The sequence below is a fragment of the Bacillus sp. URHA0034 genome, from assembly GCF_056280405.1.
This window is the reverse complement of the sequence record NZ_JBWCDK010000002.1, coordinates 994,083-1,011,321: the sequence shown is the minus strand read 5'-3', so window position 1 is coordinate 1,011,321 and position 17,239 is coordinate 994,083. Positions and strand designations below refer to the sequence as shown.

The 17,239-nt window shown below is 36.9% G+C and carries 11 protein-coding genes and 1 pseudogene; 11 read left to right on the top strand and 1 reads right to left on the bottom strand.

Going from position 1 to position 17,239, the window contains the following annotated elements; genetic code table 11:
* The first annotated feature begins 26 nt into the window (after positions 1-26).
* The 10 genes and pseudogenes from ACZ9EE_RS06930 (at position 27) to ACZ9EE_RS06885 (ending at position 14,436) form a co-directional block, all read left to right on the top strand.
* Entirely contained in the window at positions 27-1,517 is a 1,491-nt protein-coding gene (locus ACZ9EE_RS06930) for a sugar ABC transporter ATP-binding protein (RefSeq protein WP_476032884.1), read from the top strand.
* Position 1,518: 1 nt separating this feature from the next.
* The gene (locus ACZ9EE_RS06925; protein WP_476025920.1) at positions 1,519-2,517 is read left to right on the top strand and encodes an ABC transporter permease; all 999 of its coding nucleotides are present in this window, start codon (positions 1,519-1,521) and stop codon (positions 2,515-2,517) included.
* Between the two features lie 83 nt (positions 2,518-2,600).
* Positions 2,601-3,617, top strand: coding sequence for a carbohydrate kinase family protein (locus ACZ9EE_RS06920; protein WP_476025919.1), 1,017 nt, complete (start codon positions 2,601-2,603; stop codon positions 3,615-3,617).
* Between the two features lie 14 nt (positions 3,618-3,631).
* Entirely contained in the window at positions 3,632-4,516 is an 885-nt protein-coding gene (locus ACZ9EE_RS06915; protein WP_476025918.1) for a class II fructose-bisphosphate aldolase, read from the top strand.
* Between the two features lie 54 nt (positions 4,517-4,570).
* On the top strand, positions 4,571-5,110 hold the full coding sequence (locus tag ACZ9EE_RS06910) for a D-lyxose/D-mannose family sugar isomerase (protein WP_476025917.1): 540 nt from the start codon (positions 4,571-4,573) through the stop codon (positions 5,108-5,110).
* A gap of 131 nt (positions 5,111-5,241) precedes the next feature.
* Positions 5,242-5,634 (top strand): annotated as a pseudogene (locus ACZ9EE_RS06905) (FGGY family carbohydrate kinase); the annotation flags it as partial.
* Positions 5,635-6,466: 832 nt separating this feature from the next.
* The gene (locus tag ACZ9EE_RS06900; protein ID WP_476025916.1) at positions 6,467-9,361 is read left to right on the top strand and encodes a family 78 glycoside hydrolase catalytic domain; all 2,895 of its coding nucleotides are present in this window, start codon (positions 6,467-6,469) and stop codon (positions 9,359-9,361) included.
* Between the two features lie 329 nt (positions 9,362-9,690).
* Positions 9,691-11,535 carry a sensor histidine kinase gene (locus ACZ9EE_RS06895; RefSeq protein WP_476025915.1) on the top strand — a complete coding sequence of 615 codons (1,845 nt, stop codon included), beginning with the start codon at positions 9,691-9,693 and terminating at the stop codon, positions 11,533-11,535.
* A gap of 20 nt (positions 11,536-11,555) precedes the next feature.
* Complete coding sequence (locus tag ACZ9EE_RS06890) at positions 11,556-13,082, top strand: response regulator transcription factor (RefSeq protein ID WP_476025914.1); 1,527 nt, start codon at positions 11,556-11,558, stop codon at positions 13,080-13,082.
* Positions 13,083-13,140: 58 nt separating this feature from the next.
* On the top strand, positions 13,141-14,436 hold the full coding sequence (locus tag ACZ9EE_RS06885) for an ABC transporter substrate-binding protein (protein WP_476025913.1): 1,296 nt from the start codon (positions 13,141-13,143) through the stop codon (positions 14,434-14,436).
* Positions 14,437-14,452: 16 nt separating this feature from the next.
* Here the strand turns inward: ACZ9EE_RS06885 and ACZ9EE_RS06880 are convergent, their stop codons facing one another.
* Positions 14,453-15,481 carry a GntR family transcriptional regulator gene (locus tag ACZ9EE_RS06880; RefSeq protein ID WP_476025912.1) on the bottom strand — a complete coding sequence of 343 codons (1,029 nt, stop codon included), beginning with the start codon at positions 15,479-15,481 and terminating at the stop codon, positions 14,453-14,455.
* Positions 15,482-15,733: 252 nt separating this feature from the next.
* Between ACZ9EE_RS06880 and ACZ9EE_RS06875 the strand changes: the two genes are divergently transcribed.
* Positions 15,734-17,236, top strand: a complete 1,503-nt coding sequence (locus ACZ9EE_RS06875; protein ID WP_476025911.1) for a hypothetical protein — start codon at positions 15,734-15,736, stop codon at positions 17,234-17,236.
* The last annotated feature ends 3 nt before the right edge of the window (positions 17,237-17,239 follow it).

Below are 17,239 nucleotides of genomic sequence, written 5' to 3'. Positions count from 1 at the left end.
CTTTCTAATTGAACGAGGTGGAAAATATGGGCGGTAGACTGTTGGAAATGAAAGGTGTAACTAAGCGGTTTCCTGGAGTTTATGCTTTAAAGGGCGTTGATTTTGAACTGGAAATCGGCGAAGTTCATGCACTTCTAGGGGAAAATGGTGCAGGTAAATCAACACTAATGAAAATATTGAGTGGCATCTATAGCATAAACGAAGGGAAAATCTTTATAAATGGGAATGAAGTTCAGATCAACGGTGTAAAAGATGCGCAAAAATATGGCATCAGCATTATTCATCAAGAAATCAGTTTAGTTCCTTATTTATCGATAGCCGAAAATATCTACTTAGGTCGTGAACCGCTTACAAAAACGGGGTTTATTGATCAAAAAAACATGTATGAGAATGCTCAAAAATTTTTAAACGATTTTGACTTGGGATTAACTGCAGATACAGTGATCAATAAATTAAATGTGGCTCAACAGCAAATGATTGAAATCATCAAAGCTGTTTCTTTTAATTCAAAAATCATTGTAATGGATGAACCAACCTCGTCATTGACGGATAAAGAGGTGGAATTCTTATTTAAAACGATTAGAAATTTAAAAAAGCAAGGCGTTGGAATGGTCTATATCTCCCATAGAATGAATGAATTATTTGAAATCACTGATAGAATCACTGTCATGCGTGATGGTACTTATATAGGCAGTGTAGTAACAAAAGATACCACAAATGAAAAATTAATTTCCATGATGGTAGGCAGGGAACTAACCAATTACTATGTCAGGGACTTTTCAGCATCAGATGAATGTGTCTTAAAAGTTACTAATTTAACAAAAAAAGGCGTCGTAGAAAATGCCAGTTTTGAACTCAGGAAAGGTGAAATTTTAGGTTTTTCTGGATTAGTAGGCGCCGGCAGATCAGAACTGATGAAGTGTATATTTGGCCTGGATTCTTTCGAACAGGGCGCAATATTTGTAAAAGGAAATAAAGTAACGATTAAAAATCCAAATGATGCTATAAAAAATAAAATTGCTTATGTGACAGAAAATCGTAAAGAAGAAGGATTATTCCTGAGCCAATCGGTTCAATACAATTTAACAATCAAGATATTAGATGAATTCATTAAATTCTTTAGGGTTAATTCTAAATATGAAAAAAGTGAGACAAAGAACTATATACGGGGGTTATCGATCAAGACACCAAGTCCGGATCAACAAGTAAAGAATTTAAGTGGCGGAAATCAGCAAAAGGTTTTAATTTCGAGATGGCTGGCCACCAAACCGCAGGTTTTGATATTGGATGAACCTACTAGAGGTGTTGATGTTGGGGCAAAAGCAGAAATATATTCGATCATGAACCAATTAGTCAAAGAGGGAGTTTCTATTATTATGATTTCCTCTGAACTGCCTGAAGTGATCAATATGAGTGATAGAGTTGCCGTCATGTGCAAAGGTAAAATCCAAACGATATTAAATAAAGATTGTTTTAACCAAGAAACAATTATGCATTACGCGACTGGGGGTAATTGACATGTCTCAAGTGTCTATCGATATAAACAAGAAAGCCCATTCCGCTCTAAATGTCGGGGGTGGGATAAAAAACTTTGTTCGAAATAATATGGGAATCATCATCGGATTACTAATCCTATGCATCGTAATATCTTTCGTCAATCCCAACTTTCTAAATTCCAATAACTTGCTAAATATATTAAGACAAACATCAACAAATCTATATTTGGCTTTAGCCATGACTATGATCATTATAATTGGAGGAATTGACCTTTCGGTTGGATCCATAATGGCCGTAGTAGGAGTGGTGACAACCGGACTAATTGCCTTATTTGGAACACCTGTTATTATCGCAGTGGCTGTGGGTCTTTTAGTGGGAATGTTAATTGGTGCTGTGAATGGTTATGTTTCCGCTACTACGGTCATTCCTCCTTTCATTGTCACTCTTGCAACGATGAATATCGCGCGGGGGGCCGCATATGTACTCACTGATGGTAAACCAATCAGGGTAATGTCAGAATCCTTTAACTCCATTGGTTCCGGTTATATTGGCGGAGTATTACCTATGCCGGTATTATATTTAATTATTCTATTAGTCGTGTGTTATCTAATCATGAATAAAACCAAGCTAGGCCGTTATATGTATGCTGTCGGCGGAAACGCGGAAGCGGCTAAATTTGCCGGTATTAATATCAAAAAAGTAAAGTTCTTTGCTTATACATTCAGTGGGTTAATGGCAGCTGTAGCAGGTATCGTCCTGGCCTCCCGTATGTTCTCCGGGCAGCCTACCTCTGGTACTGGAGCAGAACTTGACGCGATTGCCGCAGTTGTCCTAGGCGGAACGAGTATGACAGGCGGTACCGGCAGGATTGGTGGCACTGTAATCGGTGCTCTAATTATTGGCGTACTCAGTAATGGGCTAAACCTGATGGGAGTTAGTTCGTTTTGGCAATATATCGTGAAAGGGATTGTCATATTAGTAGCTGTTTATGCGGATGTCATTAAAAAAAGAAGAGCATAGTCTATCATTTCATAGCCCTTTGATGAAACGAAGCAATCAATAGGCAATCGTTCTAGGACTATGATGGTCAAGAGGGTGATCAATTGAATAAGGGAATTGCATTTGCGGGTACGATTGCTGTAGATGAAATTAAGAAAATTGAAAAGTATCCCAACAAATCCGAGTTGACAACAATTCGAAGCATTTCAAGGTCAAATGGAGGGGCAGTCTCCAACTGCGCAATAACGTTAGCAAAAATGGATCCCAGCCTGCCGATTGAGATCATAGCACTCCTTGGTGACGATGATAAAGGTCATTTTCTTAAAGACAAACTAGGAAACTATAAAAGTATCGATATGAGCCATCTGAAAGTAATCGGAGATACTCCCTTTACGGATGTTATTCAAGATGAAAATGACCATACTAGGACCTTTTTTACCTACCGAGGCAATTCAAGTTTATTTGATGAGAAAACGATTGAATTGGAAAAATTGAACTCGAAGATCCTCCATATAGCCTACATTCTATTATTAGAATCATTAGATCAAGAGGATCGTGAGTATGGGACTAGGATGGCAAGGATCTTGAAGCAAGCACAAGATTTGGGCATTAAAACATCGATTGATATTGTCAGTGAAAATAGTAACAGGTATGAAAAACTAGTCCCGCCAGCTTTAAAGTATACAAACTACTGTGTAATCAATGAACTGGAAGCAGGCAAAAGTGTGGGTATCAGTTTAAGAGATCCATTCGGTGCATTAATCATTACCAATATAAAAAAGACTCTTTTTAAATTGAAGGAATCAGGAGTTAAAGACTGGGTTGTTATCCACACTCCGGAAAGCAGTTTTGGATACGACGGAACCATCACCTATAGCATACCTTCCCTATTGCTGGACCGGCACTGGATCAAAGGAACAGTAGGTGCAGGGGATGCTTATGTGACCGGAGTATTATACGGAGCATTAAAAGGGTTGGACCTTCCGGAATCTATGAAATTAGGCACCGCAGCTGCAGCCTCTTCATTATCTTCCGATGATAGCACGTCCGGAGTTAAAAGCTATGAACAACTTGTTAACATGTATAAGGAATTTCCAAAAAGAGAACCAATAGAACTTTAAGGAGGAATTTTATTATGCTCGTTACATTAAAAGAAATTTTAGCTAAAGCGGAAGAGGGAAATTACGCAGTTGGTGCGTTTAACTGCCCAACGTTGGAATCTGCAAGGGCTGTGATTGAAGCAGCAGAAGAATTACAGGTTCCGATAATTTTGGCACATGCAGAAGTACACTTTGAAATTACCCCGCTTGAAATCATGGGTCCGATACTCGTGGAATTTGCTAAAAAAGCAACTGTTCCAGTAGCTGTACACCTTGATCATGGATCAAATCTCGAAAATGTCAAAAAGGCAATTAGCATCGGTTTTAGCTCCGTTATGATCGATGCTTCGCATATGAGCTATGAAGAAAATATCGGAACGGTGGAGGAAGTCGTTAAATATGCTCATGATTATAACGTCTCAGTCGAAGCGGAGCTTGGAATGATGACTTCATCCGGTATTGGCGGTGAAGAATCCCAAGGGGATGAGCATCTTATTGAAGGAGAATTAGTGGATTATTATACAGACCCGCAAGTTGCAAAAGATTTTGTTGAGAAAACAGAAATAGATGCATTGGCTGCCTCCTTTGGAACCGTTCATGGAATGTATATCAAAGAGCCAAATCTTGATGTAGAACGACTAAATTTGATTTCCGAGAATATTAAAAGACCAGTTGTGATGCATGGCGGTTCCGGATTAAGCAAAGAAGACTATGTAGCCGTCATTAATTCCGGTGTAAGAAAAATAAATTACTATAGTTATGCTGCAAACGCAGGTGCACTAGCTGTAAAAGATTTTATAGATAATCATAATAATCTTTTCTATCATGACTTTGCTGTAGCTGCAAAAGCCGCTATCAAAAAAGATGTAAAACGAGCAATGGAGATATTTTCAAACAAGAATCAATTTGTAGGAAATTAAGGGCAATAGTTTTATAGATTTTATTATAATCATCCGTCCAAGGAGGAATTAGGCATGACTCTACAAGATTATGAACGAATTAAAGCCAAGTCTTTAGAATTGTTCGAGAAGGCCAATATCATTTTGACAGAAGAAGAGAAAAATGGTTTAGAGGTGGCTGACTTTGGACTAAATAAAATTGATGATACAGGATTGCAATTGATTACATATGTAAACACCGATCTGGTTTGCGCGAAAGAACTGGTGTTGCTGCCATATCAAACTTGTCCAGAACACAAGCATCCAAAAAGGGATTTTGATGAAGGAAAAGAAGAGACGTTTAGATGTCGTTATGGAAAAGTATATCTATATTTAGAAGGAGAAGAAACAAAAAATCGTACAATGAATCCGTCGCAAGGGGATGAAGAGTACTATACCGCATTCAATGAAATCATTTTACAGCCAGGGGAGCAATATACCATTTATCCTAATACACTTCATTGGTTTAAAGCAGGAAGCGAAGGTGCGGTAGTTTCTGAATTCTCGACAAGAAGTACAGATGAAAGTGATATATTTACAGACCCAAGAATTAATAGAATACCAGAATTAAAATAAAAAGTTTCAATCCACGTGATTGTCTAATAATTGTGCAGTAAAAAGAACGTAAAATGTGCTGGTAGTAATTTCTTCAGCACTCTTTTGTAAGAAAAATAAATAAGATGATATTTACAAAATGAGTGATGTTAATGAAATACGTCATTGGGGTTGACCTTGGGACAAGCGCAGTGAAAATTTTACTTGTAAATCAAAAAGGAGAAGTATGCCAGGAAATCAGTAAGGAATATCCATTAATTTTGGAAAAATCAGGTTAGGTCAATAGAATCCTCAACATTTGTATGAAAAAACTGCCAAAGGGTTGGCTCAACTTACCCAAGAATTCCAAGGAACTATAGAGGACATTGAAGGGATTAGTTTTTCGACAAATGCAGGGACTTGTATTATTGGATGAAAATAACAAGGTGCTGCGGAATTCAATATTATGGAATGATACAAGAACAACGGAACAATGCAGTCAAATATATCAGGTCGTTGGAAAGGACCGATTATTAGGCTTTACCAAGAATCCGGCATTAGAAGGCGGCGATTCCCACGCAGTCCCGCCATTGCAACATTCTTGAACGTTTTTAATAAAATTCCTCTCCACTGTCTAAACGGTTTTTTTGACTAGACTGTTGAAGACTGTTAAGTGAAACTGTGAAGGAGAAATACTCTTAGTCACCTATAAAAATCCGTAGGGGGCTATTTTTGTCAACCACTTTTATCCCTTTCTCCCTTTCATAAAACCCAAGTAAAAAACACCCAAACTGTATGTTACAAACCCGAATATAATCAAAATAATCTTCCTATGTAATTTCCACAGTAAGGCCATATTGGAAATAAAAGTTCCTTTTGTATGTAAATAATAGAGATAGACAACTAGTAGGGATAGGGCAATGAGAAAGATAACCTTAAGCAAACGAAGGAAATTTAAATTTTTTAGAAAAGGTGTTATCCTTTTCTTTTTTTTTGAGGAAGATGTGTTTTTTGTTCTTGTTTCTGCCATAAACTTCTCCTCTTTATTTTTTGTTATATAATGAAAAATTATCATTAATATCAATTAGGAAGCAATACTTATAAACTATTAAACTGTATTGCAATTGATCGTAATATCTTGATTATAGAATTTTACTGACATCAAGGTCCACTCTCAGAAAGAATATTTTTCAGCATGATTAAAACAACATAATCGCGGATTTATATCAATTATTTCTTTTTCAACAAAAACAGTTATAAGTCTAGCGCCTACATTTTGTAACAATTTCATATGCAAATTAACACAAATTATACTGTTCTAAGTTTGTTTTATGCTATAATTTTTGGAAGATTAGTAGTTTTCGCAAAATTTAATAACCATTATAGGAGGTGCAATTGATGGTACAGAAAGAGCAAATGAATTGGGATGCAAAGTGGATTTGGAATGATCGAGAAGAAAGCCCTAGAAATGAATGGTGGTGTTTTCGTAAAACATTTTTTGTAAAAGAAAATGGAGTCCAGGAATCAGAGTTACGAATTACGGCGGATTCAAGATATGTAGTATTCGTTAATGGGGAACGGGTCGGAAGAGGTCCGGTTCGATCATGGCCATTTGAACAATTTTATGATACATATTCAATTAAGCGTTGGTTAAAGACTGGACAGAATAATACAATTGCTGTGCTTGTACTTCATTTTGGCGTTTCCAATTTTTATTATTTACGTGGTCGTGGTGGTCTTTTGGCACAATTCGACATTACATATAATGACGGTCAAACTGCGATAATTGAAACGGATCATAGCTGGAAAGTTGCCCGTTACGATGGGCAAGATTCACGATCACCGAGAATGTCATGTCAACAAGGTTATGCTGAACAAATTGATGCAAGATATTGGGACACAAATTGGAATAAGACCTTCTATCAAGATGATTCTTGGCAAAATGCCATAGTCATAGGTTCTGTTGGTATGGCCCCTTGGACAGAAGTAGTTCCGAGGGATATCCCGTTTTTGACGGAAGAACCAATTCAGCCTGTCCGAGTAGAGCAAATGAGTAAGGTAAAGCCAATCTCGTTCAGCACAGCCATTGACATACGCAATCATATGATGCCAGATAGTGTAAATCATGCAAATCCGGTAGGCTATGTTGGATATATCGCAACCGTTATACGTTTGTCTAGTCCTGGTAAACTTTCATTGGGCTTTCCAGTAGGTTCATTCAATTTTGGATCATGTCGAATTAATGAAACCGTTTACACGCCTGATCAATTTTATGGTGAACAACCTGAACGGTATTTGGATGTTGAATTGTCATCTGGCGACCATTTCTTCATGATGGATGTAACAGGTACAGATCATGGAACCGGATTTCACATGGGAATAGATTGCGATTCTTCGTTCGAATTAATTTCGCCTGTTCAACAAGGGAATGATGAGTCAGAATTCATAACAATCGGTCCTTTTGACGTGGTGGAGTATATTGATCATCAACATAAACGCAGCATTCAACTCGAATCAGCAGAATACAAAGAAGCCGGAAATATATCGAATGTTGAGGAATTAAAGAAATTTTCACAATGGATTCAGCCGATTCCGAAATCACTGGTGAGTCAGAATGATATATTCACTATGTGTGTGTGGAAGAAGGAAGAACGTGTTTCAATACCAGCATCTTTTCAAAATATGGTAATACCAAGTGTTGATGCAACAATCATTCCTAGATTTGAGAATTCGGATACAGAATTTATTCTTGATTTTGGAAAAGAGCAGTCGGGTTATATATCGTTTGAGGTGGATGCTCAAGAAGGTACTATTCTCGATTTTTACGGTTTTGAATATATGCGCGATGGCTGGAGACAAGATACGTTTGGATTGGATAATACGATTCGATATGTTTGTTCAGAAGGTGTGCAAGAATATACCTCCCCAGTCCGGCGAGGATTTCGTTATTTGATGGTAACAGTCCGAAACGCTGCTAGACCTGCGGCAGTTAATACAATACATGTCATTCAAAGCAATTATCCAGTAGCGGAGGTAGGTCGTTTTCAAAGTTCGGATGCTAAATTGGATAAGGTTTGGGAAATTTCCAAACATACAACCCGATTATGTATGGAAGATACGTTTGTTGATTGTCCTTCGTATGAACAAGTATTTTGGGTGGGGGATAGCCGTAACGAGGCATTGGTCAATTATTATGTATTCGGTGCTCCAGAGATCGTGAAAAGATGTTTGAATCTTGTTCCAGGATCCAAATTCCAGACGCCATTATTTGCAGATCAAGTTCCGAGCGGGTGGAGCAGTGTGATTCCGAACTGGACATTTTTCTGGGCGATCGCATGCCAGGAATATTACCAGACGACAGGGGATACAGAATTTTTAAAAGGCATTTGGCCGGAAATTGAATATACATTAAAACATTATTTAGAGAAATTGAATGAAACAGGATTGCTGTATATTAAGGGGTGGAATTTATTGGATTGGGCCCCGATTGATCAGCCGAACGACGGGATTGTCACACACCAAAATTTATTTTTATTAAAAACCCTTAACATTTCTTCGCAAATAGCGGAAGAATTGGGCGATCATCAAAAAGCGGAGTTCTATTTTAATACAGCAGAAAACTTAAAGTCTGCGATTAATCAATATTTATGGTCAAATGAAAAGCAAGCGTACCTGGATTGTATTCATACAGATGGCAGTGAATCCTCAATATTCAGTATGCAAACACAAGTATGCGCTTACTTGTGTGGGGCTGCAAATGGTGAACGAAAATCAATACTGGAAAGATATTTAATCAATCCTCCAGGAAGTTTTGTACAAATTGGCAGTCCGTTTATGTCGTTCTTTTATTATGAGGCATTGACAAAGTTAGGTGATATGACAACTCTGTTAAACGATATTCGTCGGAATTATGGAGTTATGATTGATTATGATGCGACCACATGTTGGGAAATGTATCCTAATTTTAGTGAAAATCGTGCGAATCCCAATATGCTTACACGAAGTCACTGTCATGCATGGTCTGCAGCACCTGCGTATTTCTTGGGAGCATATATACTTGGTGTAAGAGGAGCGTCACCTGGCTGGACTAAAGTGATCATAGAACCGCATCCTGGAGATCTTACTTGGGCTAGAGGAACAGTTCCACTAATTAATTCAGGAAGTATAAGTGTGAATTGGAAGGTTACCGATGGGCTAAATCTGCATGTGGAAGTATATGCTCCTAAAGAGATTGAGGTTATTTTCAAATCTCCAGACGGATATGAGGGATCAATGAAACTTATACAAATTTAGTAGACTAGGATTTAAGTGTTGTTTATTTTATGGGCCATTATCATTTGGGGACAAATGTCCCCTTTCCTTTAAAGAAACTAGGTTGTGCCTGAAATTCTACTTATATCTTATTTTGAGAAGCTAAGAAAACTGCTTGAAACCACTCACGCCTGTAATAGGATTCTAACCAGCAGTCGTAAGATTGTTGTAAAATGTATTCTAATCTAACTAGGTGGCCAAAAGAATTCTATATGATATTATGAAAACAGGACAGTAAGCGTTTTCAGGTGATAATCAATAAAAATTTTAATTTAGTTAAGGATTAAACAATTATGGTTAATTAAGAGTCTATGAAACAAAGATTTAATAGGGGGTTCACTCGATTGAACTCAATGATAAAAAAGGTGTTATTCAATTGGCAAAGTTGGGGTTTACACACAAAATTAATGGTGAGCTTTTTATCTGTTTTCTTAGTAACAATTACAATAATTGGAAATCTGTTTTATGTGAATAATACACAAGAAATTGAACGTCAATCATTGTCACTGACAAACAGCACGATTGCACAGATGACACAAAATATTGATTTTTACGTTGAAGATATGGAACGTCTGTCATTAGATATATTTGGTTACCCGTTGGTTCAAAGAGTTCTTAGAAATCCTGATGGAAAGGGTTTGGAATATCAACGGGATATTTATGATTTGAAATTCTATTTGAGCAATTTATCTTCACCTTGGCCAGGAATTCAGGGTATTTATCTTTTTTCAAAAGATGGGCCATTTTACTATGTAAATAAAGGGAAAGGTCCGAAAGTTGGATATCAATGGTCAGATGAGCCCTGGTATTCAAGTATCATAACTAATAAAGAACCTCCGCTATTTCTTTGGCCAACTGGACCGGAAACAACTGTTTTTCATTCAAATACACAGGTCTTTTCTTTGGTACGTTCTATAAATGATATACCAACAGGTAAACTGCTTGGATACTTGAAAATGGATCTGAATATTGATGTGATGAAAAATATTCTGATATTACCGGAACAATCAAATACAAACCTTCATGCTTTGATTATCGATAAATCGGGGCAGATCATATATGATACGAATGGAAAAGCGATGAGCCGAAAAATCGATTTTTCCATACCAAATCTTTATTCAAAGGGAAGATCTTCCGGTGAGGTTCAAATACACGGGCAAAAATTTTTATATGCATTTCTTAAATCAAAAGTGACAAACTGGACTATATTAGCATTAATTCCAACAGATTCAATGGTTTCAAAGTTAAATCATATTCGCAATATTACTCTATTGCTTGTTTTAATTTCCATAATTATTATTTCTATCATTACTTATTTAGTATCCACCCGAATCACTCATCCGATGCGACAAGTAATACATGTCATGAAACAAGTTGAATCTGGAAATATGAAAGTGCGTTTCAAAGAAACCATTTATCAGAATGAGGTTGGATTGCTAAGCAATGTTTTTAATAATATGCTAGATAGCCTTGAACATTTATTGAGCCAAGTTTATGAATTACAAATTCGTGAAAAGGATGCAAAGCTCCTTGCTTTGCAGGCGCAAATAAACCCGCATTTTCTTTTCAATACACTTAACATTATGCGGGCGATTGGCAGGAGAAAAGGAATAAATGAAGTATCTGATATGGCAGGGTCACTCGCAGAACTGTTTCGTTATAGTATGAAAGATTGGGATAGCCCTGTACCCCTAAAGGTAGAACTAAACCATGTCCAGAATTACATGAAAATTCAGCATATACGATTCCGAGAAAGATTTAAATTTTACTGTGAAATACCTGAGCATTTGTTACAGATGAAAGTTGTAAAACTAACAATCCAACCCCTTGTTGAAAATGCAGTTATCCACGGTCTAGAAAGTAAAAAATCTGGCGGTGTAATTGAAATCCGTGCAGAATGCTATCAAGGAATATTGGAAATTAAAGTGATTGACAACGGCTTTGGTATTGATAAAGAAACATTAACTGCAATTCGTACGGATCTTCAGGAATTGGAACTATACAACAATGTACCAACAGCCAATGTGGGAATTGGAATTATTAATATACATCGAAGAATTCGATTGATGTATGGTGAGCCGTATGGTCTATTCATCGATAGTTCGCCAGGAGAAGGAACGGTTGTTCATATTAAAATGCCATGTGTTTCAGATTAATAACCATAAGGAGCGTACATATGAATATTTTCATAGTTGAAGATGAACCTTGGGCATTAGAGGAATTGATTGATATGTTAGGTAAATACAAAAACAAACATCAAGTTTTTTCTTTTCCTTCCGGAGACGATGCATTAAGTGAGTCCAACAGATTAAAACCGGACCTCGTCATTACTGATATCCGAATGCCAGGTATTGACGGTTTGCAATTAATTGAAGAGTTGAAAAAAAAGAATCCGGATGTACAAGGGATTGTCTTAAGTGGGTACGATGAATTTACATATGCGCGTAAAGGGCTGAAAATTGGGATTAAGGATTATTTGTTAAAGCCGGTAATGCCAGAACAATTATATGATTCGATTGACCGTATACTAGAATCGATTTATGAGTTGGTCCAAAAAAAGAATAATTTAAGAAAATGGAGAATATCTCGCATTCTTTTAGATGTTGCTGAGAATCCAATACAGGCGGAATTAGATTTTCTAAACCAGACTTGGGGAATGATTTTGATAATCTGCGGCAATCAGGAAGGTTTGCGTTCATGGAGTGATATTGAGGCTTCATTCCATTCTATTAGAAAAAGCTTTGATACCTTTACATCATTTCCTGATGAAATCGTTTTAGAAACTGATCCGCATACTAAGGTGATTTTATTTCCAATAGATGGATCAATATCACCACAGGATATAAAAAAAGAAGTCGAAAAATTATTTGAAATGTTTGTAAATTCAGAAGAGATTATACATGCCACATATTCTGTCAAACCTTGCGGCGAACCTATCCATGATACTTTCAAAACCTTACAAACACATTTAGAGCGGCAGATGAGGTTGCAATATTCAACATTTGTTGAGCCTGGAGTTCAGGTGATACAGATGGATCTCCAAGAAGTCTGGAATCAGGTGCGAATTTTGGAACAGTATATGAGAAATGGAGATGTATCCAAGGTTCGGGAGGAAGTGCAACATATTATTGAAAATCTGGAGAAATCGAAAATAACGATCTACCAGTTAACGGAGTTTATTACCGATTTATTTTATGGATTTCAATTTCATTTAAATCTTTGTTTGCAACAAAATAAAATTTGCTTTTCAGATGAAATTCATAAGTTATTAAAGCAGGTTACCCATTACCATGAGATTTCTGATTGGATGCTTGAAAAACTTGTTTCATTAACAAAATCAAATCAAATGGAACAGTATTCACCCAAACATATCGTACATTCCATGATTGAATATATAAATAAAAACTATAATACAGGCATTTCTCTACAAGAATTTTCAACAACCTATCATATAAGTATCGGATATTTATCCAGACTGTTTAAAGCAGAAACAGGTCTCAACTTTTCACAGTATCTAACAGAAATCCGCTTAACAAAAGCGAAAGAAATTCTCCAGAAGGGACTATATAAGCTCTCGGATGTAAGCGCTCTTGTCGGCTATGAGGACCCTAAATATTTTAGTCAGCAATTCAAAAAAGCAACGGGAGTAACTCCCTCAGAATTCCAAAAAAAAGGCCAATTAAATAGGCTGGTAAAATTTTAGATAAGTATGATCAATTCCTTTTTACACTATGTTTGCAAAAAAGATAGGGGAAAACGTTATGGAGGTACAAAAAAGGGGATTTATTGTCTTAATAATCATTGTTTTGTTAGGACTACTGACGGTTGAGTTTGTTAGAGAAATAAAAAGTGTTTACATGCCTAAGAATGATGTTCAGGAAAAACAAATTACTTTAAAAGTTTTTCATTGGATTGGTAATGATTCAGGAGTTGTTGTTGATAAAATTAACAAACAATTTCAGGAGGAGTATCCGAATATTACAATTCAATACATTAATGCCTCTACCGATCTTTACGAATCAAACCTTCTGACGAGACTTGCATCCGGAGATGCACCTGATATATTCGGCATTTTTCCTGGTAAGAAGATGGACCAACTAGTAGAAGCTGGTTACCTCATGGATTTATCCGATCATCCGTGGGTTGCCAATTTAATATCAGAATCGAAATCTATTTCATCTGCTAATCATAAGGTGTATGCTTTGCCAATGGATTTAAATGTAATAGGTGTTGTTTATAACAAGGAAATATTTTCGAAACTGGGGTTGGCCATTCCAAACACATGGGAACAATTTCTAGAGGCATGTCAGAAAATAAAACATGCCGGAATAATACCGATTGCCTTGGGAGGAAAGGATTTATGGGTTAACCAATTAATTCCATACGCAATGGCTCCATCCGACATATATAGCAAAGATCCAAATTTTGATCAGCTCATGTTGAATGGAAAGATCCAATTCTCTAATTCCCACTGGGAGAGAATGTTGAGAGATTATTTTGCGCTTGAGAAGAATGGAGATTTCAATCCCGATGTATTAAATACAACTTATGATCAAACAACACAATTGGTAGCCGAAGGAAAAGCAGCAATGGTCGTTAATGGAAATTGGATTATAGCGCCAATTAAACAATTGAATCCTAACATTCAATTAGGGATGTTTCCTTTGCCCTATGCTAATAACAAAAAAGAGATAAGGGTATCCGCAGCTGTTTCAACGATGATGGGGATTTCAGCAAATACTAAACATCCAGTTGAGGCTAAGGAATATCTGGATTTTTGGGCAAGGCCAGATATCATAAAAATTTTTTTGGATAACGAGGAGGCCTTTTCCACTTTTAAGAATGTAAATGCTGATTTAGATCCAGCGGCAAAGGAAATGGAACCAGCCTTAAGACAAGGTTCCTACAACTTTCTTGACCAAAATTGGCCCGCTGGTGTTCAAGAAGTGATGCAAAAAGATATCCAGTTCGTATTATCGGGAGATTACTCAATCGATATGTTACTACAGGATATGGATAAAGCGTATAGAGTTGGACAGGAAAAAAATTCGAATTAATGATAAATATTTATTGTTATTTTGAAATTAGTAAAGACTTGATGGATGCACGTGTTTTGATTTCACAAGGCAACAATTCAATTGAAAACTGTTCTGGTTTTTGAATAATATGAATTACTGCTTTTTTCCCCATTTCAGTAAATGGCTGAATAATGGTAGTTAGGGGTGTTTCCAGAAAGTCTCCTGTAGGTATTTCGTCCATGGCAACAATAGACAAAAATTCGGGAATTGCTTTGCCCATTGTTTTTATTCCACTCAATACAGCGATAGTAGAGGTATAATCAGCCACTAATAACGCTGTGCAGTCCATATGGTCATTTATCCAATTTAAGAATAGTCTGTTCGTTGCTGACTGGTCATCTTCTCTTGAAACGATCCAATCCCCTTTTATTGGGAGATCATTTGCATACATAGCATCTCGATAACCTTCCATTTCCCTGTGATAATTTGGAAAGTTGTATTGAACACCGAATAGCCCAATGTTCGTGTGTCCTTGTTTGATTAACGACTGAACACCTTGAAATGTCCCATTGCGTGTGTCAGCATTAATACAAGGGAAAGCTTCTCCTGGAAAGTCGGATCCCAATACGACGAACCTCTGCCCTTCGTTCCATGCTTGTCGTAAATTCGGCAAATCAGTAAGTGTAGGCGTAATAATAATGCTTTGGTCTATATCGGTATAAACAAAAGATTGGGGGATATCAGAGTATTCTATAGTGTAATGATATTTATGAGCAGCCTCTCGAATCCCCTCCATCATTTTCATCAGAGAAAAATACACACTCAGTTTAGGATTGCAAATAAAGGCTTTTATTTTATTATTTCCTTGCAGTTTTGGAAAATCGGTCACAAATGTTCCTTTTCCTTTTTCAGCATACAAAACGCCTTCAATGATCAGTTCGCTTATGGCCCGATTCAACGTTCCCCAACTTGTTTTAAACTCCTCAACTAGCTTCCAACGCCCCGGTAACGGGTCCTGCGGCTTGAAGACACCTGATTCAATCCTTTTTATAATTTCATTCTTAATTTGATAGTATGTAGGCACAAATTTATTTGGGTTTAAAGTCAATGAAATAGCATCCCTTCTTTTTCATAACTAAATCTATATACATATATATATTAATTATAGTTCATTTTATTTAAATTTCAGGCTGATATTATAAAATACTAAAGGAAATTAAAGAAAAAAACAATATAGAGTTAAAGGGATCAGAGTAAAAAGCATATTGACAAATTTTCTAACAATTCTTAATATATAGATATATATATAAGTTGAATTAGCAAAGGGGTGATTCGAATGTCGATGTTTTCTCCAATTAAAGAAGCTAAAAAAGCTAGAGTGGGGTTATATTCTATTGGGTTGCAGGCATATTGGAATCAATTTGATGGATTGAAAGAAAGGTTGCTTCATTATGGAAGATTTATAGAAAAGCGTATGGAGGAATTTGGTGAAGTTTTTAATTATGGTCTAGTAGATACAGAGATTGAGGGAAGAAAGGCTGGAGAATGGTTTAATGAAAAAAATGTGGACATTATTTTTTGTCACAGCGCCACATATTCAACCAGTTCTACAGTACTTCCGATACACCAAATATGTAAAGCGCCTGTCGTGGTGCTAAACTTGCAGCCGACTGAGAGAATTAATTATGAAAAGACAATGACTGGTGAATGGTTGGCGCATTGCGGTGCTTGCCCTGTTCCGGAAATAGCCAACGCATTTAATCGTGGGGATATTGAATTTAAAGTTATAAACGGTCTTCTCGGTTTAGATGAAACTCCCCCAATTTCCCTTACAAACGAAAAGACGAATGAAAGAATAGAGGCCATTCGTGCATGGAAACAAATTGAAGAGTGGATTCGAGCCGCTTCTGTAAAACGGACATTGAGACATAGCCGGTTTGGGTTTTTAGGAAATACATACAGTGGCATGTTGGATATGTACAGCGATTTTACCATGATTCAAGCACAGACTGGTATACATGTGCAAATATTAGAAATGTGTGATTTAAATCGTCATTTAAAAGATGTAACTTCATTGGATGTCAAGAGAAAATTAGAAGAAGTGTATGCGATGTTTGAAATTAGCGGGGATTCGCCATCAGACCCAATTGCTAAAAAGCCGACTGATGAACAAATCATGTGGTCCTGCAAAGTAGCTGCTGCACAAGAGAAGTTAGTGCTGGAACACGACCTTGACGCCCTTACTTATTACTATCATGGTGCTCCAGAAAGCGATTATGAAAAGTTGCAGGCCGGGTTTATCATTGGACACTCATTATTGACAGCTCGAGGAATCCCTTGTTCGGGTGAAGGCGACCTAAAGACAGCCGTAGGAATGAAAATAAGCGATATTTTAGGCATAGGAGGAAGTTTCTCTGAAATAGTGGTCGTAGACTATGAGGATGAAACGATTTTACTTGGACATGATGGACCCTTTCATATTGCCATATCCGAAGGTAAACCAATTTTACGTGGTATGGGACTTTATCACGGCAAACAGGGGACAGGCGTTTCTGTTGAAGCTAAGGTTCGAATGGGTCCAATCACAACGCTGAATGTCACACAGACGGGGGACGGGAATCTTAAGTTTATCATTAGTGAAGGCGAATCAACAAATGGGCCAATTATGAGAATTGGAAACACTCAAACACCTGTCAAATTCAAAAAACATCCGGACGAATATATGGAACAGTGGTTTTTGCATGCGCCAACACATCATTGCGCCATGTCTATCGGCCATAATGCATCGTTATTTCAAAAGGTTGGGCAAATGTTGCAATGTTCACACGTCACTTTATAAAAA